Genomic DNA, 23,836 nt, shown 5'->3' with positions numbered 1-23,836 from the left:
TCATTAAAAAGTATCGAAAAAAGCCGGCGATTCCGGCTTTTTTTCGCATTTTCACCTAAAGCAAGTACAATGTTGGGCTTGAGTCCTCACAATGATATACTATTTAAATAGTTGCAAATTGAAAGGGGCAAGAAAGATGGCAGTACAATCAAGAATAATGCGGATGATCGTATTGTTAACCGTAGGCGCATTGCTTGCCCTAACAGTAACAGGATGTTCAAGTGTTGGTTCAGGTGGAAATGACACCGCAACTGGAAGTGCTTCAGGGAGTGAACAGAAAAAGGAAGCTAAGGCAGTGTACATTCTCATGTTCAGCGATTACGGGAGAATGCCTGGGCCAAACGATAAGCAGATGAAATACGTTACAGAGCAAACAGGTATTGCAGTTAACACATCAACGCTTCCTTGGAATGGCGGCACGGACTTTACAAAGGGTTTAAATGTGAAGATTGCAGCTAACGAACTACCAGATCTGTTCTTACCTCACGGGGTTGAAGATACGCTACTCAAGCAAGGTGCTTTACTTGCCCTGGATGATTTGCTGCCACAGTATGCACCTACCTTATGGAAGGCAATTCCTCAAGATGTGTGGGAAAGTGTCCGAGCCAACTCTCCGGATGGAAAAATTTATTTTATTCCGAGAGTTAATTTGTATCCAAGATATAGTTCATTGATTCGCAAAGATTGGTTAGACAAGGTAAATATGAAGATACCGACAACAAAGGATGAATATGTTGCTGTCCTTAAGGCATTTCGTGATCAAGATCCCAACGGCAACGGTATAAAGGACGAGATTCCTACCAGCGGACGAGAAGCGGGGCGATGGATGGATGACATATTCTTGATGTACGGTGTCGCTATGGTAGAAGGGTACCCGGTTTGGGATCTGTATAACAATGAACTTACGTACTCTGCTGTCACTCCCAATATGAAAGCAGCTCTTACATTTGCAAGAGAACTTTATAAAGACAAATTGCTGGATAATGAAACATTTTTGAATAAAGAATTGACATGGAAAGCTAAGATTCAGCAGGATAAAGTTGGCGTTTGGTATCATGTTCCGTATGGAATTAAGCAAAACTTTTTTGAGAATTTGCCTAAAATAAATCCGAATGCCTATATTGTCGGAATGCCGGTCCCTAAGGTAGAAGGGTTTGATGGTTTTACTCCGAGACCGCTTATCAATAATATGGAGTGGGCCATTCCCAAATCATCCAAGAACGCAATAGAAGCTTTGAAGCTCCTTGAATTTTATGCGAAGCCCGAGAATCGTAATTTTGCGTCTTTTGGAATTGAAGGCGAACATTATGAAATGAAGGATGGCAAAAAAAAGCGACTGCCTATCGGTTCGGATCAAACTTATCTGATCGATTTATTTCCAGTTATAACAACGGAGCAGATGGCACTGACCCTTCAGGATCAGTATGAACCGAAGGTTGCCCAGATGATGATAGATGCCATGATGGTAGGTGGAAGAGACGGTAAACGGATTGCCGGCGATGGAATACCTGTATCGATCTATGATGGCTTCCCGGACATTAAATCGAACAAGCTGTATCAAGAATACATGTCTAAAATTATTATTGGTGATTGGCCGATTGATAAATTTGATGAATTTATTCAAAGATGGAAAAGCAGTGGCGGAGACGAAGTCACGAATCGGGCGCGCGAGTGGTATGCAAAGAAGAAATAATGAGGGAAAACGGCAGGGGAAAGCATGAATGTATACAAGTACAAAGTGAAACTGATTTTCTCGAATATCAAAACAAGATTAATCCTTATACTGACACTGGTTATTTGCCTTGCTATTGCATTGGTTGGTACTGTCATGTACAGCCTCGCCAGACATTCACTGCTAGAGGAGATTAAAGTTCCGCACCAGCAGATGGTGACCTTCGTCAGGGATGATGTTGACAGGAAAATGAACGATATTATGACAACGTCTATTTATGCAGTTCTCGATCCACTGACGATCGATTTCTTGCGTTATGACAATCATAAAAGTATGGATACCATACTTGGAGTTGTGTCCATGTTGGATACATTAACTCAAAATAGTTCAATCATAGATAGTATCTATATTTATGATGAGAAAAATCGTCATGTTGTTGGCAGTTCTCCCTTCGGGTTTAATTCCAGTATTGAGACTTTTGGTGACAAAGGCTGGTTGTCTCAATTGTCTTTAGCTGAACAGGACGCAAACAATGTGACTTTCGCTAAAAGGATGAAAGACCAAGGCGAAATGATAAGTTTCATTAAACGGATATACGAGGGTAACCAAATATCCGGATACCTGATCATAAACTTGAAATCCTCCAAACTATTTTCCCAGATCATTCCGGAAGGTTCATCTAACAATGAAGCAGTTCGAATCATTCAAGACGCAAAGGGAGAAACGTTATTCTCAATTGGTGAAAATAAGAAAGAGCAGGTGAACCCCAACAAATACTTTATTACTCGCCTGACTTCAACTTCAACGCAATGGAATTACGTGTATGCAGTTCCTCAAAAACAAATTTTCGGCAAATTGTATTGGATTCGGACCATGACTTTCGTAGTGTCCGCGGTTACCATGTTAATCGGAATGCTGATTATCTTCCAAGTTAACCGCATTACGTTCAGACCTATTGAACGATTGATTAAAACGGTTCAGAGCCATCGGAATGAGGCGTTAGAAGTTGACTTCACTCAATTGGAGTCCTATGTCGGCAGACTGCTCACGCAACTAACTTTTTTGCATGGCAGTAACAAAGAACTAAAAGCCAAATTTATTCAAGATATGGTTTACGGAAGACTACGTCGTAAGGAATTTGATCGGAAATGGCGGCTGCTTTACTCAGAATGGCGTCCTGACTTACCTGTTTATGCGGTTATTGTTTCGGTGGATGCCTATTACAATTGGTTGAATGGGTACAAGCAAGATGATCAGTTATTACTTAAGTTTGCAGTAGGTAATATTTTCGAGGAAATTCTGGGAGAGAGTTTTAGGGTGCAGTTTGAGGATTTAACCCAGGATCGCAGTGCCCTCATTGTACAACCCTTGTCTTCTGATATGGATTTGCAAATGCTCTATAATAAACTTTCAAATGGGATTGAAATCGCAGAAAAACTATTGAAAATTTCATTATCAGTAGGTGTTGCCGAATCGCTATATCCGATTAGCGGTGATCTCAGCAGTCGCTACAAGCAAGCTGAAGTGTTGCTGCTGGATCGCTTGTATATGGGGTATAAAAAACTTCATGTGCCGGAGCAAGCATTACCCTACTCAGAAGCGCAAGGCCCTGGCTCTAAAAATGAAACCATGCATGAAATTGTTCAAGGGATTAAAGAAGGAAAGACGGAATATACAAACAACATCCTAGAGAAAATACGGATGGAGTGGGAAACGTCAAATGCAAAACCTCTGTACGTATACCGCTGGTATTCCAATGTAATTAAGGAAATGATAACGAAATTCAGAGACCCAGAAGATGAACAATTCCAGGAAATCATGGATTCGTTGGATTCCCTTCAAACGTTGACGTTTTCAGATTTGCATCAAATGACATTGGATGAAGCTACCTACCTAGCAGAAGAAGTGAAGAAAAGAAAACCAACAAAGCATGAGAATTATTTTAGGAAGATGGTCGAGTACATCCAAGAGCATTATCCAGAAAATATTGGCGTATCGCATGTAGCCGAGGCTGGAAGCATTAGTCAGTCTCAGGCAAATGTCCTTTTTAAACAAGAAACCGGAACTTCGATTTACGATTATATTACACAAGTACGAATTGAGAAAGCGGAAGAATTGCTTAAGAATACGAACTTGAAGGTCATTGAGATTTCTGAGAAAGTTGGCTACGCTAGCGAAAACAGTTTTATACGTAACTTCAAAAAAATTAAAGGGATTACACCTGGCAAATTTAAAGAATAAAAGACTTATATGTGAAGCGGAGAAGCTGAAAAAGCATCTCCGCTTCTATTTTTTTTATCTTCATTTTCAACAATTCATAACTATATCCACCATTAATACGGTAATTTGTTGGATTCAGTGGTGGATTGGGCAACTTCAATGTTGAGTCTGGATACAGATGACCGTATTGTTGGATCAAACAGAAGTGGAGGGGTCAGGTAGAGCTGAGCCGATCACAGTAACTAACAACTAAGAATCAGATTCAGGGGGGAATAAGTTGAAAGTAGTTGCATCTCATCGCATGAAGGTATTTTGGCCGCTGTATATCATGGCTATACCAGGTATAGTTTTTCTCATTATATTTAAGTACATTCCGCTTGCGGGCTCCGTAATCGCATTTCAAAACTATTCTGTATTCAAAGGATTCTTGGATAGTCCATGGGTTGGATTCAAAAACTTTGAAACCTTGTTCCAGTATCCGGATTTTATTAGGGTGTTCAGCAATACACTGGTGCTTGGATTTCTGCGCATTGTTATTGTGTTCCCAATTCCTGTCCTGTTGGCGCTCATGATCAATGAAATCCGGAAATCGGCTTTGAAGAAAGGGATTCAAACGGCTCTGTATGTGCCACATTTCCTTTCATGGGTCATCGTATCTGGCATTGTATTTGATATGTTTTCACTAAGCGGCCTGTTTAACATCGTGATCGGGTGGTTTCACCATGATCCTACCTTGGTTATGCAGGAAAGTTCCTATTTCCGTATTGTATATGTGCTTTCTGCCATCTGGAAAGATGCGGGGTGGGGAACTGTTGTTTATATGGCAGCCATCAGTTCGATAGATCCACAGTTGTACGAATCATCGATGATTGACGGAGCATCCAGGTTCAAGCAAATCCGGCATATAACATTTCCACTGCTGTTACCTACGGTATTAGTCTTACTTTTACTTGAAATCGGTAATTTCTTGGATTTGGGCTTTGACCAAGTATTTAATCTACAGACGCCAATGACTTATAGTGTTTCGGATATCTTAGATACTTATGTTTTCCGAACAGGTATTCAACAAGGGCAGTATAGCTTTGCTACAGCCGTCGGATTATTTCAATCGTTAATTGGATTTATTCTAGTATTTACTTTCAATAAGTTGTCAAAGAAAGTTTCAGACGGGGGGTTATGGTAAGAATGCTTGAATCCAGAGGGGAAAAATTATTCGGTTCAGTCGTTACTATCATCCTTCTACTTGTATCTTTCATCGCAATTATTCCGCTATTATCCGTACTCTCGACCTCATTTAGTTCTAAACGGATGGTGGATATGAATCTGGTCACAATTTGGCCAAAGGAATTTACATTAGCCTCATGGGATTTTATGATGTATCGTCCCGATCTATGGAAGTCATTCTTCTTAACACTGGGCACAACGTTAATTGGAACGATTTTGGCGCTGCTCGTCACGGCCCTTCTTGCATATCCGTTGTCTAAATCGGAATTTCGTTGGGGCCCTGTCATTATGATCGGTGTCGTAATTGCGATGATCTTCAAAGCGCCACTTGTTCCTTATTTTCTGACAGTAAAAGGTATCGGGCTTTACAATAACCCATTGGTGTTAATCATACCTCATATCTTAAATCCATTTAATTTGATCATTATGCGTACATTTTTCAAGCAGTTTTCCAAAGAGTTGGAAGAAGCTGCCTTTATAGAGGGCTGTGGATATTTCCGAATGCTGTTCCAATTCGTACTTCCGCTTTCCAAGGCTGTACTAGCTACTCTGGCTTTATTCTATGGTGTTGTGTTATGGAACCAGTTCCAGCATCCGCTGATGTTCTTGCAAGACACGAATCTATTCCCACTGCAAATTAAGATTCGGCAGTTCATCACCGACGACAACATATTGGTTACAGGAGCCGTTTCTACAGCTGGTTTAGCGTACAATGAGCGTACCCTTCGGGCGACAACTGTTATTTTTGCTATGATCCCTGTTGTGGCTGTATATCCTTTCTTGCAAAAATACTTTGTTAAAGGAGCTATGCTTGGCTCTGTAAAAGGATAATCCACATCGGTTTGTAGGCTCATTGAGTCTTAAACATAAACTATTTTAATAATTAGGGGGAACATGGAATGGTCATCAAAAAGATTGGGGTACTTGCGGCAGTCAGCGCCCTTGCTTTTACAGTAGTGACAGGTTGTAGCGACAAATCGAATTCTTCCGAAAGTGCAAGTTCTTCATCGGCGGCGCCGAGCCAAGGGGCATCTCCCAAGGCGGAAGAAATTGTTGATGTTGAAGTTTGGGGAACAAACATCGGCTATAAACCAACCACGAAAGGCAGCAAATTGTATGAATTTTATAAAGAAAAATTAGGCGTTGGCGTAATTAGTCCATATGTGGAATGGAACGGTGGAACTGCTTATTTAAATACGTTAAACCTTAAAATCGCATCTGGAGAATTACCAGATTTGTTCTTGCCACAACAAGGCCTTGAAAATACGTTGGCAAAAAATGGGGCTATCGCTGATCTAACCGATTTATTGCCTAAATATGCGCCCAATTTATGGGAAGCTATTCCGAAGGATATGTGGGACATTGTGAAAGCCAACGACCCTACCGGTCAGGGCAGAATTTACTATATCCCTGGTATGGTAGACTACGGAAGGTATTCCGGCATGATCCGCAAAGATTGGTTAGACAAGTTAGGCTTACAGATGCCGAAGACGCAAGATGAATATGTAAAGGTTTTGGAAGCATTCAGGGATAAGGATCCTAATGGCAATGGCCAGAAGGATGAGCTTCCGGCTGGTGGCCGTCAGGAAGCGCGCTGGATGGATCAATTGTTTGCGATGTACGGTGTAGCTATGTTTGAGGGCTATCCGGATTGGGACCTTTATGACGGTAAGCTGACTTACTCCGCGGTATCACCGAATATGAAGTCTGCCTTGGAGTTTATCTCCAAGATGTACAAGGATGGATTAATCGATAAAGAATCCCTACTGAACGATAAAGCGAAGTGGGATGGCAAGGTTGCAGCTAACAAGGTAGGTAACTACTTCCACTGGGCAGAACAAACGAATCTGTATTTAGATAACTTGCAAAAGAACAGTGGTGTCAAAGGTACTTTTGCTTCTCTTCCATTACCAGAGGTTCAAGGTTATAAGGGTTTCTATACTTGGAAGCGATTTACACCTCCGGCTTGGGTTGTGAAGAACAACAAGGACCAAAAGAAGTTAATGGCGACTTTAAAGTTACTGAACAATATGTATGACAAGAAAAATTGGAATGCCTTGTACCTGGGTGTTGAAGGCATGCATTATACGATGAAGGATGGCAAAGCCGTTAAACTTCCGGATGATAAAAGCACCCAAGAGAATCTTATCTTAGATCCTTATTCCAAAATTTCGACCCTTGATTTTACAAGTAATCTCCTGAAAACGACGTCATCGGAAGATAGAATGTGGGAGATTGATCAAACTGTTCAAATCATGCAGGATGCCCAGAAGTATGCGAAAGTCATTGCTGGAGACGGAATGCCGGCAAGCGTCTATGAGGGTTTTCCAGATATCAATAATCGCACACTCTATATCGAATACGCCAGCAAGATCATAACAGGACAGTACCCGATCAGCAAGTTCGATGAGTTTGTAGAAAAATGGAATAAATCGGGCGGCGAAGAGGTTACAAAGCGTGCAAGAGAATGGTATGCAAAAGTGAAAAAATAAATGTTAAAACGCTAATATCCGCTCGGCTTCTCATCGAAGTCGAGCGGATATTTCAATCTAATCTCGGGAATCGAATGAACCGAACCTAAATAGGGGGCTACACGCTAATGAGTAATCGTATTAAGGAAGTACTAGAGGGGCAAGAACATAATTATATCCTTCCTTTCTTATGGCAGCATGGTGAGGAAGAACAGGTGATACGTGAAGAGATGGCCCGTGTTCATGAAGCTGGCATCGGAGCGGTTTGCATCGAAGCTCGTCCTCATCCTGATTTTCTTGGACCAAAATGGTGGACAGATATGGACATTATCATGGACGAAGCTCGAAATCGCGGTATGAAGGTATGGCTGCTGGACGACGATCATTTTCCAACTGGTCATGCGGCGGGGAAGGTAAAGGAGGCTCCGGAGGAGCTTCATCGCAAGTTTTTGGGGGAACGATACATCGATACCATTGGTCCTGCACAAGGTACATCCCTGCTTCTGGATACTTTGTTATTGCGTGGGCTTAGGCCGACTATCTCTCATACGCAACGAGCAACTGGCAAAAATAAATTAATCTCCGTAGTCGCGGTCCGCCGACATCCTTCTAGTGGAGAATTACTCGATGATTGTATGGATATCACGGATCTTGTACAAGACGGTATCCTCTATTGGGATATCCCTGAAGGATATTGGCGCGTATTCATTATTTCCGAAAATAAGGATGGCGGCAGCCTACAGCAGGAGGATTATCTGAACCCGCTAGATCGAGATTCCGCTCGTATTTTGCTTGATACGGTGTATGAAGCAGTGTATGAACGATACAAGTCAGATTTCGGGAAGACATTTGCCGGATTCTTCTCTGACGAACCGGGATTTTACAATGATAAGACTACCTTTGACTTTAATTCAAGACCAGGAAAGCAAGGAGTACCGCTTCCTTGGAGCAGTGAAATGCCGATCTTACTTGAGCAGGCATTGGGTGAGAACTACCGTAAGCACCTCTATCTACTCTGGCATGATGGGGGAGAACAGTGCAATATTGTACGTTACACCTATATGAATATCGTTAGTAAGCTCTACGCGGATAACTTTTGCAGCCAAATCGGAGAGTGGTGCAGAGACCGCGGAGTAGAATACATTGGACATGTCCTCGAAGACAACAACGTACATGCAAGGCTTGGCTCCGGAGCCGGACACTTCTTCCGCTCAATGTGGGGACAAGATATGTCTGGTCTCGATGTGGTGCTATGGCAGATTGTTCCCGGCTTTGATGAATTGTCTTATAGCAAGCCTGGCGGGGATACGGATAGTGAATTTTTCCACTACGGCCTTGCTAAGCTTGGTGTATCGCTTGCACATATCGATCCGAAAAAACAAGGTCGAACCATGTGTGAGGTGTATGGTGCGTACGGCTGGGCAGAAGGTCTGAAACTAATGAAATGGCTCACAGATCATATGTTAGTTCGTGGTGTTAATTACTTTGTCCCGCATGCTTTTTCTCAAAAAGCTCCTGATCCGGACTGCCCGCCGCATATGTATGCAGGCGGGAAAAATCCGCAATACCGCTATTACAAACATTTAAATCATTACATGAATCGGATTAGTCACTTGATCTCAGGCGGAAGACATGTGGCCACTGCAGGCGTCGTATACCACGCTGAAGCCGAATGGTCTGGGGAAGCGATGTATTTTCAAAAGCCCGTGAAGCAATTGATGCAGCATCAGATCGACTGCGATGTGCTTCCCATTGATATTCTTCTAGGTGACGCTGGTGTGAGTAACAAGAAGCTGCATGTCAATAACGAAGATTTCCAATGCCTTATCTTCCCTTATGCAGAGGCAATTCCCGCAGCGATGATTAGGCGGTTAGTGGGGTTTGCCGAGCAAGGGCTAGCTGTTCGTTTTGTAGATGGACTACCGGAACGATCTAGTGAGGGTTCCGAGGTTTCTGACGATCTAGCTTACCTTGCCGATCACAAGAACGTAAAGGTTGTTGCTTTAGAAGATCTGGCTCAAGTACTTATTACTGACGGACATTATGAAATTAGTGTGGACGAACCTGAGCCATATCTTCGGAACTATCACTATAAGCATGACGGGTTAGATGTGTTTATGTTCTTTAACGAACATCCGCATCAAACGATCCGTAGGAAAATAACTTTGCCTGTTCAAGGTGATGTATATGCTTACGATGCATTTCGTAATCAGTTGACCAGTTTACATGTAACTCATGAGAATGGTGCGACTGCGGTGGAGGTCATACTTCATCCGTATGAGTCCACCGTACTGCTACATGGTACTGCCCTTGAAGGTTATGAGGCATTGCCGCAGCATACAGTTGGCTCTGGCGTTGAGTTGAAGGGTGAATGGAGCGTATCCACTGCAGAGTCTGTACACTATCCTCGTTTTAAGGAATGGGGGAAACTGGGGGCTTTAACGAATATGAGCGGACCTAGTTATTTACCTCGATTTACAGGTACCTTCCGTTATGAGACGGAATTTGAGTGGAACGAGTCTGCTGACCAAGCAATTTTAGACTTGGGGGAGGTCTATGAGACCGCTCAAGTGTGGATCAATGGTGAGGAAGCAGGCGTACGCATCTGTCCGCCTTACCGGGTTGCGATTAATGGCCTAATTAATAAGGGTAAAAACAAGCTAGTTATCGAGGTTACGAATACGTTGGTGAAAGAACAACCTGATTTCTTGTCGGCATTTGCGCAGCAAGAACCAAGTGGACTCCTTGGACCTGTAAGAGTGATCCAAATAGAATAGAGATATAGGAGACTTCAGATAAATCGCCTACAGTAGACGGCACTAGAATAATTTAGTTAAATAGATTTGATGATATAAAAAGAACCCAGTGGATTTGGTTCTTTTTATGCTTGTAGGCATAACTATTACAAATGAATGGAGGTTAAGGATGAGATACAGAAGCATACCCGGTACAGCGTTAACTCCATCTGTCATTTGTCTGGGCACATCGAATTTTGGTGAAGCTGTTAGCCGTGACACTTCAATTGAGCTGATGGACCGCTTTTTGGACAAAGGTGGAAATTTTCTTGATACAGCCAAAGTGTACTCCGATTGGTTACCAGGCGAGCGTAGTCGTAGCGAGAAGCTCATTGGGGAATGGATGAAGTCGCGTAAGAATCGCAGCAAGATCGTTCTCGCGACCAAAGGAGCACACCCTGAGTTAGAGACGATGCACCTACCACGCTTAAGCAGGGAAGATATTATTAGCGATGTGGAACAGAGTCTCCGTCATTTACAAACAGATTATATTGATCTGTACTGGTTACATCGGGATGACCCACAGCGTCCAGCCGATGACATTATGGATACGATGAATTTGTTGGTACAACAGGGCAAAATTAGATATTTCGGTTGCTCTAATTGGAGATCGGAACGAATAGAAGTTGCACAGCATTATGCAGGAAAGAAAGGAATACAAGGGTTTGCTGCCAGTCAAACCAAATGGAGCCTTGCTTCGTATTCCCCTGGAAATGATCCCACGACAGTTACAATGGATGAAACTGAGCTAGCGTATCACGAACGTACAGGAATGCCTGCGATTCCTTATAATGCACAGGCATCTGGCTTTTTCAGCGGTCGATACAAGAGCGAAATGCTGCTTGAGCCGAATAATGATAATAAAAATGTATGGAAGCTTTGTAATGAAAAAAATATACAGAAACTAAAGTCTGTCGAAGCGATTGCCCAGCGTTTAGATCTTACGATGACCCAAGTATCTCTAGGCTACTTACTTAAGCATCCTTTTCCTGTCTTTCCAATTTCCGGTTGCAAAAATAACAATCAATTGGACGATTCCTGTGCTGCAGGCGATGTTCATCTTGATGATCAGGCTTATGCTGAGCTGCGGGGCATTTAATAGAAGATATGTGGAACAAGTTCTGGTAACCAGATAGAAACGGCGACAGTTTTAAATTTCTTCATCCATGACTGTCGCTGTTTCAATTTGCTATGTTATAAGAGAGTTTTGGTCATTATAATATCTATTTGTTCTTCATCACCCATATAGAAAGAGTGGGCTCCTGTTTGTACAAAGTCCATTTTTTTATAAAAGGTAATTGCGCTCTCATTTTCTTCCCAAACCCCTAGCCAGATCTTCTGTTTTTTCAGTTCTACCGCTCTTTCTATGGCTATATTGACTAGATATTTGCCAAGCCCCTGTTTATGATGGTTTTTCCTTATATAAATCCTTTCGATTTCAAGCGAATCATTGCCCATTATTTCAGTTTGAGCATCATGGGTGTTTACCTTTAAGTACCCGGTAATTTCCTCATTAGCATAAATAAAATAGAATTCTGTAGAGAGATTTGATAATTCTTTTTCTAATTGTTGTAAGTTAAATGCTTTTTTCAAGTATGCATTCATATTTTCAGGTGAGTTTTGATCTTTGAATGTTTCAGTAAATGTTTCAACGCTAATTTCTTGAAGTAAATCTAGATCTTTCAATGTGCACTTCTTTATGTGTACAGTCATTTTTGTGCTCTCCTTTAAAAATCAATAAATTCTCTTGTTTCCTTTTTTTACAAACTCCCAGTCTTTTTCTACGTTTTTTCTGACTCTTTGCAGCAGATTATAAATCGTTTCTATTTCATTTTCGGCTAATCCAGAAAGTGCGACTGAATTGGAATAATCGTTTTCCTTCTTTATAAAAGGATAAACGGTCTCCCCTTTCTCTGTAGGAAATAGTTTTTTAATTTTTTGGTTAGATGGATCATCATTCTTTTCAATAAATCCACTAATTTCCAGTTTCTTTATTGCGCGAGCAGCTGTTGTTCGGTCTACCTTTATCATTTCAGCTAACTTTTCTTGAATAATTCCCGGATTTTCACATATTCGTACGAGGTATAAGTACTGACCTTTTGTAAGGTCATAATTTTTAAATTCTATGTTACTTATAGAATCCAAAGCTCTAGCAATCATCCCAACCTCACGTAGAATTTCCTTCATAATGGCAACTCCGCTGATATTTTATTTTCAAACATGTAGAAATAGTATATCGTTTTTGTTGTATTTGCAATAAAAATTCGTTGCAGTTCCATAATATTAAGATTAAAGATAGATAATGTCTTATTTACAGCCAATTTAATTGTATGGTATTCTATGAATCAAACTTCGCTCTATTACATAAAAGCGTTAAAGCAAAAAGTTAAACGAGGAGGTAATCTGGATGACAGAACTAGATAAATTGAGAAATGATATTGACGAAATTGACCAAAAAATAATAGCTTTATTAGCTAAAAGATTTAAATATACAGAAGAAGTTGGCATATATAAAGCGAAGAATCAGCTAAATGCACAGGATACTAACCGTGAAAATCAACAGTTTCAAAAAATTATTCAGCTCTCAGAACAGAATGGTTTAAATCCTGAATATGCATCAGAAATATATAGACGTATAATCGATATTGTAATTTCTCGGCATCAAGAGTTACTTACAAAATAATAATTATTACACCTAATGGGAAACGATGTTGAATGACTTAAGAATAAGAAGGCTGCCGATCGTAATTGTTCGGCAGCCTTTTCAGCTTACCGGCAGGACTTGGAAAATACTTATTTCATGGCTGATTATTATTTTTGGAGTTCTAGGAACGATGGGGAAGTCAAATGTAGCGTCTACTGCGAATCCGAAGATGAAGTACAGGTTGGGGACATGGTGAGGATCTTAGAATATGCTCACTGGAATAATGGCGAGGCATTTTATCGTACAGCCATTTGCTCTACAATGGTTGACCCAGAATTTTTTAAAAAATCTAGATATTATCCAACATCTAAGACCTGGAAATCTAAATATCAAAATGCAGGGCTAACTCGATGGGATTCTGAAGGTAATAAGTATCAAGAAAAGTATCAAAGAATAAATAACCCAATCAATGGCCTGTCTGTTACTCATTCAGCGCATCCTCTAACTCCCACGTATCGCCAATCCCACACACCTTATAGCAGGTGCCCTCCAACGAGCTCGAGCCGTGGAAAGATTAACAGCCAGCTCTCCTCATTGTTCTCGTATCGAATGGCGCACTTTCACATCTGGGTTAATGCACATACCAGCATCTCTACTATTTCTTCAACTCCGCGACTAGGTTTGGAGGAATTTCGCCTTGCAGGCCTTTCACCAAATTATTTGCAGCAAGCATCGCCATATCGAAACGAGTCTGATGTGTAGCCGATCCGATATGCGGCAGGGTTACGACGTTAGGCATTTGCAATAGCTTGTTGTCTGGATCTACTGGTTCTTGCTGGAAAACATCAAGACCTGCTCCACGGATGTTTCCTTTTTCCAAAACTTCAATAAGTGCTTCTTCATCCACAAACTAAATCCAAACTTTGCCCGTCTTGCAATCGCTTCCCCGATACGGCCCATGCCAATAATCCCGAGTTTAGCATGATGAACGTCAATACCGAAAATGTGCTCATCGCTTCTTTTTTTCCATTTTCCAGCCTTCACGTAAGCATCAAGCTCTGGAATTCTTCTCGCTGTAGCCAAGATAAGTCCGAAGACCGTATCGGCTACTGTTTCATCCAGTACACCCGGTGTGTGAGTACCCATTACATCCCTGGCTTTCATTGCCGTTGTATCGAAATTATTGTAGCCAACCGAGACATTGCTAACTATTTTGAGCTTCGGTGCATGTTCCAATAGTTCCTGATCAATGCTTCCGCCGGTTATTAAAAGTCAATCTGCATCGGACAGCTTTTCTAACAGCTGGTTACGAGGGATTTCCTCTTCCCTGTCCCACTTTCGATAATCGCAGTGCTGAGCAATGTACGCTTCCACTTCAATTGGAACTTGCTTTGCAAGAAATACTTTTGGCCGCATTTCCATAACTCCCTTCCATTCTATGGATGCATCATACCAAAAAAAAATAGTCAAAGAAGTTTTTTTTGCCGACCTTTCACAGAAAAAAATACACACATCAGAAAGAGAAGGAAGTTCTAGACACTACTCACCTCTACGTGGTATCTTATTGGTATTATATTGTTTTTGAATGGTATTACCCGGATTGGTGGTTTGTACTTATGGAGAAATCTCCACTTATTAAAGAGAAACTCGTCGAACAGCTTCGAATTCAAATTCAATCCTTGCAAAAGGATCAGCTTGTCAAAATCCCCTCTGAGCGAGATTTGGCTGATAATTTCGAAGTGAGTCGGGTAAGTGTTCGCGCTGCAATCAAAATATTGGTTCAAGAAGGCTTGCTCGTTCAATTGCAGGGCAAAGGTACTTACATCGTGCCAGCAGTCCGGTTAGACACACTTTATGTCATGTGTTCGCCTGATATTAAAGGCAATGACCCCTACTACACGAACTTCCTTGTTGAAATTACGAATCTAGCTGCGAAGCAAGCAATCAAGATTTCGATGCTGCACTATGATCAGTCAAAAGAACTCCCAAGTCCGCTCATTCTGATCGGGCAAATGGAGGACGAGCAGCTGGATCGCCTTAGCCAGTCATCTGCCCAGCTGTTCTCCGTTCAGAGATACGCGCATCGAGAGGACATCATCCAAATTTATTTTGATGATTATCGAATCGGCAGCAAAGCGGCCAAAACATTGTACGATGCAGGACATCGGACGTTCACCTTGCTTGCTGGCCCAGATAAATACGATTCCTCTAGGCTGCGCAAGCAAGGATTTCTCGCGTATTGCCAAGGGCAGAACGCCAACGTCGAAGTCATCACGGAGAAAATGAACTGGGAGGGCGGCCGCCGAGCCGCAGATCTCTTACTCGCGACCGGCTTGCCGCAAGCTATTTTTGCAGTAAACGATTGGATGGCTGTCGGATGTATTCAAGGCCTTCGTGAGAATGGCCGCGCCGCTCCGGGCGATGTGTCCATCATCGGCTGCGACGATATTCCACTTGCTGCGCAAATCTCACCTAGACTGACGACGTTCAGCTTGGATGCCAAGCATCTCGTCGAAGAACTGCTATCCGCGATTCATCGCAATCACGCGCAAGAGTCCATCGCGAAGAAACAAATCATACTTTCGGCTGCTCTGATCAGTCGGGAGTCGGTTTCCAATATCAATCAATAAGGAGTCGATACTTTTCATGGCTAAGCTGACTATTCATTCGGATTCACCTCAACACACAATTAATCGCAATATTTACGGTCATTTCTCCGAACATCTGGGACGCTGTATTTATGAAGGCATCTGGGTTGGACATGACTCTCCGATCCCTAACACAGAAGGTATGCGGAACGATGTGCTAGAAGCGCTGAAAAAGCTGCAAATTCCCGTTCTTCGTTGGCCGGGAGGCTGCTTCGCGGACGAATATCACTGGAAAGATGGCGTCGGTCCCGCGGAAAAGCGTAAACGCATGATCAATACCCACTGGGGCGGTGTACTGGAGAACAACCATTTCGGGACACACGAGTTTCTGCGTTTATGCGAGTTGATCGGTGCTGAGCCTTATATCAGCGGCAATGTTGGAAGCGGTACCGTCGCTGAAATGTCGGAGTGGGTTGAGTATATGACCTTCGACGGTGAGTCGCCGATGGCGAACTGGCGTCAAGAGAACGGCCGCGAGAAGCCGTGGAAGCTGAAATATTTTGGCGTAGGTAACGAGAACTGGGGCTGTGGCGGGGATATGCGGCCTGAATACTATGCAGATTTGTATCGCAGATACGCTTGCTATGTTAGGAATTATGGAGATAATAAAATTTTCAAAATCGCTTGCGGCGCCAACAGTGCTGATTACAATTGGACCGAAGTGTTGATGCGCGAAGCGACCAAGTACATGGACGGAATCAGCCTCCACTACTATACAGTGCCAACGGGTGTTTGGAAGGATAAAGGCTCCGCAACCGATTTCAATGAACAAGACTGGTTTAAAACCCTGGAAAAAACGTTATTCATGGATGAACTCATCACTCGTCATTCTGCCATTATGGATACTTATGATCCGGACAAAAGAGTCGCCCTCATCGTCGATGAATGGGGCACTTGGTACAATGTGGAGCCTGGCACGAATCCTGGCTTCCTCTTTCAGCAAAATACGATCCGCGACGCACTTATCGCTGGCATTAACTTAAACCTCTTCCATCAGCATAGTGATCGTGTGCGTATGGCCAATATTGCTCAGGTCGTTAACGTTTTACAATCCGTTATCTTAACGGAAGGCGCTGACATGCTGCTTACGCCGACTTATCATGTTTTCGATATGTACAAGGTGCATCAGGATGCGAGCCACATTGCTGTAGAAGCTGAAAGTCCTGCTTACGCCATGGACGGCAAGCAAATCAGCCAGCTCAGCGCCTCCGCTTCCCTCAATGCGGACAATCAATTGCATGTTTCTCTTTGTAATTTGCATCATGAGGAACCGCTTGTGGTTCAATGCGAATTGAAGGGTTCGCAGCGCGGTACGATCTCTGGTACAGTCATCACATCTGATACGATGCAGGCACACAACACCTTCGAGGAACCAGATGCCGTGCAATCACAACCTTTTACCGACTACCGTATCGAAAATGATGTACTCTTGGTTACCCTTCCTGCTCGTTCCGTGGTCACACTTTGTCTGACGTAGGAGCTTAACTTGATGGATAACTGGGCTGAAACTAGATCAGAAGTCGGCACTGATTGTAAAGGCTGTTCGGCCTCCGTTCACGTGACACCAGAGGAAATAGCCAAGCTTTTCGGCGAGACGCTCCGCGTTCGTAACCTGAAACTGACAACAGAAGCGGAATATGACCGTCGAATCGCCGTCTGCACAAGCTGCAGCGACTACCAGTTGGGCACAACATGCCGACACTGCGGTTGTTTAATGGGCATAAAAGCGAAGCTTAGCAGCGCTCGCTGTCCTTCTCCGTTTGGTAGTAAATGGTAACTAAATGCTAGCAATTTGATAGTAAAGTGATGAGGAAACCCCTTGTGAAAGGGGGTTTTTCTCGTCCTCAAAATTTTTTTAATTGCGCTTACAACTCAGCAACGATGGGTAAGTAAAGTAAAGAGTTGTACATTGTTCAGCTCTGGTGTGGGTCCTATAATGAAAGCGTACACATTATACAGTGTCACAGTAAGAGAATCGTTAAAACTAGAAATGGGGGATGTTCATGAAACTTATGAAGCACAAAATGAAAACGTTATCCGTTTCAATCTTAGCCATGTCTACGCTCTTGTCCGCATGCAGCAGTCAAGATGAATCAACCGAGAAGAAAGAAGCAGCAAAGGAAGCAGTGAGCACTGCCGGAACTAATGATGCGAAGGGTGCAGCAGCAGAGCCGCTTGGCAAATATGATCCGCCAATCACGGTATCGTTTGTTCGCAATCTCAGCGATGTTGTAGAAAACAACGTACTTGGCGCGCTAAAGGGTGAAACCTTTGAAGACAATCGCTGGACGCGTTTATACAAAGATCAGCTGGGCGTCTCGATTAAAAATAATTGGGTCGTAAAAGGAAGCGATTCTTCAGAGCAATACTTGCAAAAGCTGAATGTAACGCTTGCTTCTGGCGACCTGCCTGATGTGATCCAAGTCAATGCGACGCAATTAAAGCAATTGGCCGATGCCGGTCAAATTGAAGATATGACAGCCTTATACCAGAAGTATGCCTCGCCATTAACGAAAGAAATCTTGTCGCAGGAAGGGAAAAGCCCCTTCGACGCCGCTACGATTGACGGCAAGCTGATGGCGATTCCGCAGGTCGATTCTTCGCTCGAACGTGCGATGTTCATCTGGATTCGTACAGATTGGCTAACCAAGGTAGGCATGCAGGCTCCGAAAACGATGGCGGATGTGCAGGCGATTTCAAAAGCTTTTGCGGAAAAAGACCCTGACGGCAACGGGAAAAAAGATACATTTGGCCTTGGCTTAACCAAAGGGCTGTGGGGCGGAGCCATGGGATTGGAAGGATGGATGGCCGGGTACAAGGCTTATCCAAACATGTGGCTGGCTGACGCATCCGGAAAACTAGTTTTTGGCGGCATCCAGCCGGAAGTGAAGAAAGGGCTTCAAGCTCTTCAGAGCATGTTTAAGAACGGAGAGCTGGATCAGGAATTCGGTATTAAAGATGGCGGCAAGGTTTCCGAGACCATCGCTGCCGGAAAGATCGGAATGGAATACGGCGAACAATGGAATTCCATTTGGCCGCTTCAATTGAATCGCAACAACGACCCGAACGCGCAATGGCGGGCCTATCCGATTGTTTCCGAGACGGGCGATACACCTAAAGTGCCTCTGAAGTTCAGTACGACCAAGTTCTTTGCGGTTAAAAAGGGATTCAAGCATCCCGAAGCCGTCATCAAGATGTTCAATCTGCACTTGGAGAAAAACTTCGGCGCTACAGCGGAGTTTGATAAATATTACGCACCGCCGGAAGCGGAGAGTGTCTGGCAGCTATCCCCGGTCATGCCTGCACCGGTAAAGAAGAACGTAGAGGCATTTAGAGCGATTGATGCAGCGCGTAAAGCCAACAACTTCTCAGCATTGAAGGGAGAGGCCAAAACCATTCAAGGGAAGCTTGAGGCTTACAATTCGAAATCGAAGGAAGGATTTGCACTCTGGGGATGGGAGCGGATCTATGGTCCCGAAGGTTCCGAGGGAGTCGTTGACCAGTATGACAAAAATAATCAGTTCCTGATGGATAAGTTCGTTGGCGCACCTACGCCTACCATGGTTGAGCGTAAATCAACGTTGGAAAAGTTAATGAATGAAACGTACATGAAGATCATTATGGGTGGATCTATCGATGAATTCGATAAATTTGCCAAAGATTGGGCGAAGCTGGGCGGAGAGCAAATTACGAAAGAAGTAAACGACTGGTATATGGCAACGAAGAAGTAGCGACGGGCAGAGGAGGATTTACTTTTCTTCCTCTGCTTATTTTGTTTCAAAAGATGGAGGGTGGATATGGGAACTAAACAAATATGGAGAGAGCTTCCGCTGCATCTGATGATATTGCCAGGACTGATACTTGTTATTTTATTTTCCTATGTGCCCATGGCGGGAATTATTATCGCGTTTCAGAAGTTCATTCCAGCGAAGGGGCTCTTCGGTGATCAGCGCTGGATTGGTTTAGATAACTTTGATTATGTCATGAACTTGCCCAGCTTTAATCAGATTCTGTGGAATACGCTATTTATTTCAAGTCTTAAGCTTATTCTTGGCTTACTTGTGCCGATTGTATTCGCCATTCTTCTTAACGAATTGAAGAATGAGGTGATTAAAAGAAGTGTACAAACGACTATTTATTTACCGTACTTTTTGTCATGGGTCGTGCTGGGCGGTATACTTATCGATATTTTATCGCCTTCGAACGGTATTGTTAACCAACTATTAGGTACTCTCGGGATTGAAAAAATATTTTTTCTTGGGGACAACCAATGGTTTCCGTTTACGCTCGTATCATCGGATATATGGAAAAACTTTGGTTATGGGACAATCGTTTATTTGGCAGCTATCACAGGTATTGATCCCGGTTTATATGAATCTGCAACGATAGATGGCGCTAACCGCTGGCATAAGATGTGGTATATCACGATTCCCGGCATGCGCATGGTCATCGTTCTGTTGTCGGTTCTAAGTTTAGGACAGTTGCTGAACGCAGGGTTCGATCAAGTGTTCAATTTATATAGTCCACAGGTGTATGAGAGCGGCGATATCCTGGATACGTTTGTATATCGAATCGGTTTGCTGGATGCCCAATACGGTGTAGCAACGGCGGTGGGACTATTCAAGTCTCTGGTTTCGCTGATATTGATTTCCGGCTCTTACTTTGTTGCGTATCGTTTTGCGAAATATAGAATCTTCTAGGAGGAGGGAAAACAGTGGTACAGCCATCACCAAGATCGGAATATGAGGCACAAAAACGGGCCCCCCACAATCGAAGACGGTTCGAATGGTTTTCCGTTCTGAATAGTTCCTTTCTCATAGTGGTATCGTTGATATGTGTTCTTCCATTAATTCATATCGTCGCCGTTTCGTTCAGTTCAAGTACGGCAGCGGCAGCAGGGCATGTGAAGCTGTGGCCGGTCGATTTCACATTGGCGTCATATGCGTTTACAGCTAGCCGTGAGGCATTTTGGCAATCCATGCTTGTTTCAATAGAGCGGATAGCGATTGGGACGCCATTAAATTTAATCATGACGATTCTCGTTGCATTTCCTTTATCCAAGGAATCGAAGACGTTCCGCCTGCGAGCGATGTACGCTTGGATATTTTTCATGACGATGCTTTTTCACGGAGGCTTAATCCCTTGGTACACAACGCTTAAGCAGTACAACCTCCTTGATACCATCTGGGCACTTGTTTTACCAGGAGCGGTTCCTGTATTCAGTGTAGTCTTGCTGCTCAACTTTTTTCGGGAGGTGCCTAAAGAGTTGGAGGAGGCAGCTGTCATGGACGGCGCTGGCTACTGGACGACACTATGGCGAATATATGTGCCGATATCCAAACCTGCACTTGCAACGCTAGCCTTATTTTCGATGGTCGAGCATTGGAACAGTTGGTTTGATGGACTATTGCTAATGGGAGATCCGAGCCATTATCCCTTGCAAAGTTATATTCAAACGATCGTCATACAACAAAATTTAACGAACATGTCGCGCGACGAAGCGTTGAATATGGCTCTCATTTCCGACCGAACATTGAAAGCATCACAGATTTTTCTGGGCTCGCTTCCCATTATTATGGCGTACCCGTTTTTGCAAAAGTATTTTGTGAAAGGAATTGTACTTGGCAGTGTGAAGGGGTGACGGGTGGATGAGGGGAGCCATTGTTATCCATCCACCAGCAGTAAAATAATCATGCTTTCAAGAGAGATGATCAAATTAATTAAATTTTGAGGAGTGAGCATTTATGAGAATTATTCATTTTGTAAATGAAGGGCGTTCACAGCTGGCTGCAGTTAATGACGAGGGGCAAATGTTTGCATTGCCGCAAAACAATTTTTTATCCTTGATCCAAGAAGCTGATGAAAAACAGATTTCACCGCTTGAGTTGGTTTTAAATTCGACTGAAGGCAGAGAAGCACTATCAGGTCAAGTCGAGCAGATGCAGCTTCTTGTACCCATCGAAGCGCCTGAAGTGTGGGCTGCAGGAGTTACTTATGAACGAAGTCGCGATGCGCGGAATTATGAGGCAACGGAAGGAAGACTGGATGCCTTGACCTTTTACGATAAAGTTTATGACGCTGTTCGTCCTGAGATTTTTTTCAAATCGACAGCAGCCCGAACAGTAGGGCCAGGAGGCGAAGTACAGCTCCGAAGCGATTCCGTGTGGCAGGTGCCAGAACCGGAGTTGGGGCTTGTTCTGAACGCAAAGGGGAGAATCGTAGGATACACCATTGGCAATGATATGAGCTGCCGTGATATTGAAGGAGAGAATCCTCTCTACCTGCCACAGGCCAAAGTATGGAAGCGATCCTGCTCCTTGGGACCCGCGATACGTTTAGCTGAAACGGTAGATGATCCTTACAACTTGCAGATTACAAGCCGAATATATCGCAATGGAGAACAAGCAGTCGAGGGAACGGCTAATACCAGTCAGCTAAAACGCAAGTTTGACGAATTGACGGAATTTTTGATGCGGGACAATGAATTGTTTGAGGGTACTGTCCTGTTAACGGGAACGTGTATTGTGCCGCCTAATGAGTTTACTCTCGCTCCTGGAGATCGGATTGAAATTGAGATTACCGGCATTGGGACACTTGTTAATCATGTTGTAGGTGCAGTAAGCTAATCAATCGTAATCTGGTATTTAAAATTTAAGGAGGAGAATAGATGACATCCGTATTTGTTGGCGAGCAAATTTATCTAAACTATATAAATGGTGAATGGTGTCCAGCGAGTGCTGGACAAACAGTTCCTAGTATCAACCCGGCTAAAAAAACGGAAGTGGTGGGCTATGTTCAGTCGTCATCATTGGAGGATTTGAACCATGCGGTTGCATCCGCAAGAAAGGCTCAGAATAGTTGGAGAAAGCTATCGGGGGCGGCGAGAGGGGATTACTTGTTTAAAGCAGCCAATGCTATTGAAAGACGCATTGACGAAATTGCGGAGACGATGACGCGTGAAATGGGCAAAACCTTGCCGGAAGCAAAGGGAGAAACTGCGCGAGGGGTCGCTATCTTGCGCTACTATGCCGGTGAAGGAATGAGAAAAATCGGTGAGGTGATTCCTTCCACGGATAGCGAAGCGCTGATGTTTACGACCCGAGTGCCGCTGGGAGTTGTTGGCGTTATTTCACCCTGGAATTTTCCTGTAGCGATTCCAATATGGAAAATAGCTCCAGCATTAATCTATGGGAATTCGGTTGTGCTGAAACCTGCTCTGGAGACGGCAGTGACAGCTGCAAAAGTTATGGAATGCTTTGCTGAAGCGGGTCTTCCAGCTGGTGTTCTAAATATGGTTACCGGCAGCGGATCTATTATCGGACAAGGTCTAGCGGAGCATCCGGAAGTAAATGGAATCACTTTTACCGGTTCCAATCAAGTAGGCAAACGGGTCGCTCAGGCTGCACTGGCCAGAGGGGCCAAATATCAGCTTGAGATGGGCGGGAAAAATCCGATCCTCATCGCTGCAGATGCCGATTTGGATTTGGCCGTTGACGCAACGATCAGTGGCGGAATCCGATCGACAGGTCAGAAATGTACGGCAACAAGCCGTGTCATTGTGATGCGTGATGTATATGAAACTTTTAAAGAAAAGCTTCTGAGTAAAATAAAAGGTTTAACTGTTGGGTACGGTCTGGATGCCGGTACGTGGCTCGGCCCCTGTGCGAATGAAAATCAGTTGCGAACGGTGCAGTCCTACATTCAAAAGGGGATAGAAGAAGGGGCAGAGCTGCTATTCGGCGGAGCATCGCCAGTTCATCCGGATCTCGCAGAAGGATTCTATATACAGCCAACCGTGTTCGGTAATGTAACACCGGCAATGGCGATTGCCCGCGAAGAGATATTCGGTCCGGTTCTAGCGCTGATTCAGGTCGAATCGATGGAAGAAGCCATTCGAGTGGCAAATGATTCAGAATTTGGACTGTGCGCTTCCATATACACGAATAACATAAGCAACATTCTGTCGTTTGTTCAAGATATGGATGCCGGTCTAGTAAGAGTTAATTCCGAGACAGCCGGCGTGGAGTTGCAAGCTCCATTTGGCGGAATGAAGCAGTCCAGCTCACATTCACGCGAGCAAGGTCAGGCAGCCATCGAATTTTACACGTCCATTAAAACGGTATTTATCAAAGCGTAACTGTAACAATTATTTTGTAATTAAA

At 43.5% G+C, this 23,836-nt stretch carries 18 protein-coding genes and 1 pseudogene; 16 read left to right on the top strand and 3 right to left on the bottom strand.

The window, feature by feature from the left end:
- Positions 1-136: 136 nt before the first annotated feature.
- The 7 genes from ACSQ8O_RS24930 (at position 137) to ACSQ8O_RS24900 (ending at position 11,481) form a co-directional block, all read left to right on the top strand.
- Positions 137-1,693: an extracellular solute-binding protein gene (locus ACSQ8O_RS24930; protein ID WP_436243809.1), complete on the top strand. Its 1,557-nt coding sequence runs from the start codon at positions 137-139 to the stop codon at positions 1,691-1,693.
- Between the two features lie 24 nt (positions 1,694-1,717).
- Entirely contained in the window at positions 1,718-3,913 is a 2,196-nt protein-coding gene (locus ACSQ8O_RS24925; protein WP_436243808.1) for a helix-turn-helix transcriptional regulator, read from the top strand.
- 256 nt (positions 3,914-4,169) lie between these two features.
- Positions 4,170-5,075, top strand: coding sequence for an ABC transporter permease (locus ACSQ8O_RS24920; RefSeq protein WP_056617213.1), 906 nt, complete (start codon positions 4,170-4,172; stop codon positions 5,073-5,075).
- A gap of 2 nt (positions 5,076-5,077) precedes the next feature.
- Positions 5,078-5,947 (top strand): carbohydrate ABC transporter permease, encoded by an 870-nt coding sequence (locus ACSQ8O_RS24915; RefSeq protein ID WP_436243807.1) that lies wholly within the window; start codon positions 5,078-5,080, stop codon positions 5,945-5,947.
- 68 nt (positions 5,948-6,015) lie between these two features.
- Positions 6,016-7,608, top strand: coding sequence for an ABC transporter substrate-binding protein (locus ACSQ8O_RS24910; protein WP_436243806.1), 1,593 nt, complete (start codon positions 6,016-6,018; stop codon positions 7,606-7,608).
- Between the two features lie 107 nt (positions 7,609-7,715).
- Positions 7,716-10,364: a glycosylhydrolase-like jelly roll fold domain-containing protein gene (locus tag ACSQ8O_RS24905; RefSeq protein ID WP_436243805.1), complete on the top strand. Its 2,649-nt coding sequence runs from the start codon at positions 7,716-7,718 to the stop codon at positions 10,362-10,364.
- Between the two features lie 148 nt (positions 10,365-10,512).
- On the top strand, positions 10,513-11,481 hold the full coding sequence (locus tag ACSQ8O_RS24900; RefSeq protein WP_436243804.1) for an aldo/keto reductase: 969 nt from the start codon (positions 10,513-10,515) through the stop codon (positions 11,479-11,481).
- A 95-nt stretch (positions 11,482-11,576) separates the two neighbouring features.
- Here the strand turns inward: ACSQ8O_RS24900 and ACSQ8O_RS24895 are convergent, their stop codons facing one another.
- Entirely contained in the window at positions 11,577-12,095 is a 519-nt protein-coding gene (locus ACSQ8O_RS24895) for a GNAT family N-acetyltransferase (RefSeq protein ID WP_436243803.1), read from the bottom strand.
- A 21-nt stretch (positions 12,096-12,116) separates the two neighbouring features.
- Positions 12,117-12,569, bottom strand: coding sequence for a MarR family winged helix-turn-helix transcriptional regulator (locus ACSQ8O_RS24890; RefSeq protein WP_436243802.1), 453 nt, complete (start codon positions 12,567-12,569; stop codon positions 12,117-12,119).
- 220 nt (positions 12,570-12,789) lie between these two features.
- Here ACSQ8O_RS24890 and ACSQ8O_RS24885 point away from each other — a divergent pair, with 220 nt between their 5' ends.
- Complete coding sequence (locus ACSQ8O_RS24885; RefSeq protein ID WP_056617187.1) at positions 12,790-13,065, top strand: chorismate mutase; 276 nt, start codon at positions 12,790-12,792, stop codon at positions 13,063-13,065.
- Positions 13,066-13,681: 616 nt separating this feature from the next.
- On the opposite strand, the pseudogene ACSQ8O_RS24880 reads toward ACSQ8O_RS24885, so the two are convergent.
- Positions 13,682-14,442, bottom strand: a pseudogene (locus tag ACSQ8O_RS24880) (NAD(P)-dependent oxidoreductase).
- 200 nt (positions 14,443-14,642) lie between these two features.
- Between ACSQ8O_RS24880 and ACSQ8O_RS24875 the strand changes: the two are divergent.
- The 8 genes from ACSQ8O_RS24875 (at position 14,643) to gucD (ending at position 23,811) form a co-directional block, all read left to right on the top strand.
- Complete coding sequence (locus ACSQ8O_RS24875) at positions 14,643-15,656, top strand: GntR family transcriptional regulator (protein WP_056617181.1); 1,014 nt, start codon at positions 14,643-14,645, stop codon at positions 15,654-15,656.
- A gap of 16 nt (positions 15,657-15,672) precedes the next feature.
- Positions 15,673-17,151 carry an alpha-N-arabinofuranosidase gene (locus tag ACSQ8O_RS24870; protein ID WP_056617178.1) on the top strand — a complete coding sequence of 493 codons (1,479 nt, stop codon included), beginning with the start codon at positions 15,673-15,675 and terminating at the stop codon, positions 17,149-17,151.
- A gap of 12 nt (positions 17,152-17,163) precedes the next feature.
- The gene (locus tag ACSQ8O_RS24865; RefSeq protein WP_436243801.1) at positions 17,164-17,451 is read left to right on the top strand and encodes a DUF6171 family protein; all 288 of its coding nucleotides are present in this window, start codon (positions 17,164-17,166) and stop codon (positions 17,449-17,451) included.
- A gap of 226 nt (positions 17,452-17,677) precedes the next feature.
- Positions 17,678-19,405 (top strand): extracellular solute-binding protein, encoded by a 1,728-nt coding sequence (locus ACSQ8O_RS24860; protein ID WP_235550456.1) that lies wholly within the window; start codon positions 17,678-17,680, stop codon positions 19,403-19,405.
- A 66-nt stretch (positions 19,406-19,471) separates the two neighbouring features.
- Complete coding sequence (locus ACSQ8O_RS24855; RefSeq protein WP_056613810.1) at positions 19,472-20,374, top strand: ABC transporter permease; 903 nt, start codon at positions 19,472-19,474, stop codon at positions 20,372-20,374.
- A gap of 14 nt (positions 20,375-20,388) precedes the next feature.
- Entirely contained in the window at positions 20,389-21,315 is a 927-nt protein-coding gene (locus tag ACSQ8O_RS24850; protein ID WP_436243798.1) for a carbohydrate ABC transporter permease, read from the top strand.
- Positions 21,316-21,418: 103 nt separating this feature from the next.
- On the top strand, positions 21,419-22,300 hold the full coding sequence (locus ACSQ8O_RS24845) for a fumarylacetoacetate hydrolase family protein (RefSeq protein ID WP_436243800.1): 882 nt from the start codon (positions 21,419-21,421) through the stop codon (positions 22,298-22,300).
- 41 nt (positions 22,301-22,341) lie between these two features.
- A complete protein-coding gene (gucD, locus tag ACSQ8O_RS24840; protein WP_056620757.1) occupies positions 22,342-23,811 on the top strand; it encodes an alpha-ketoglutaric semialdehyde dehydrogenase GucD in 1,470 nt (489 codons plus the stop codon).
- Positions 23,812-23,836: the final 25 nt, after the last annotated feature.

Origin of the sequence: Paenibacillus sp. LjRoot56 (assembly GCF_964253335.1) — a bacterium.
Lineage (GTDB): Bacteria > Bacillota > Bacilli > Paenibacillales > NBRC-103111 > Paenibacillus_E > Paenibacillus_E allorhizoplanae.
The sequence above is the reverse complement of the archived record's forward strand: the minus strand, read 5'-3'. Positions and strand labels throughout refer to the sequence as shown.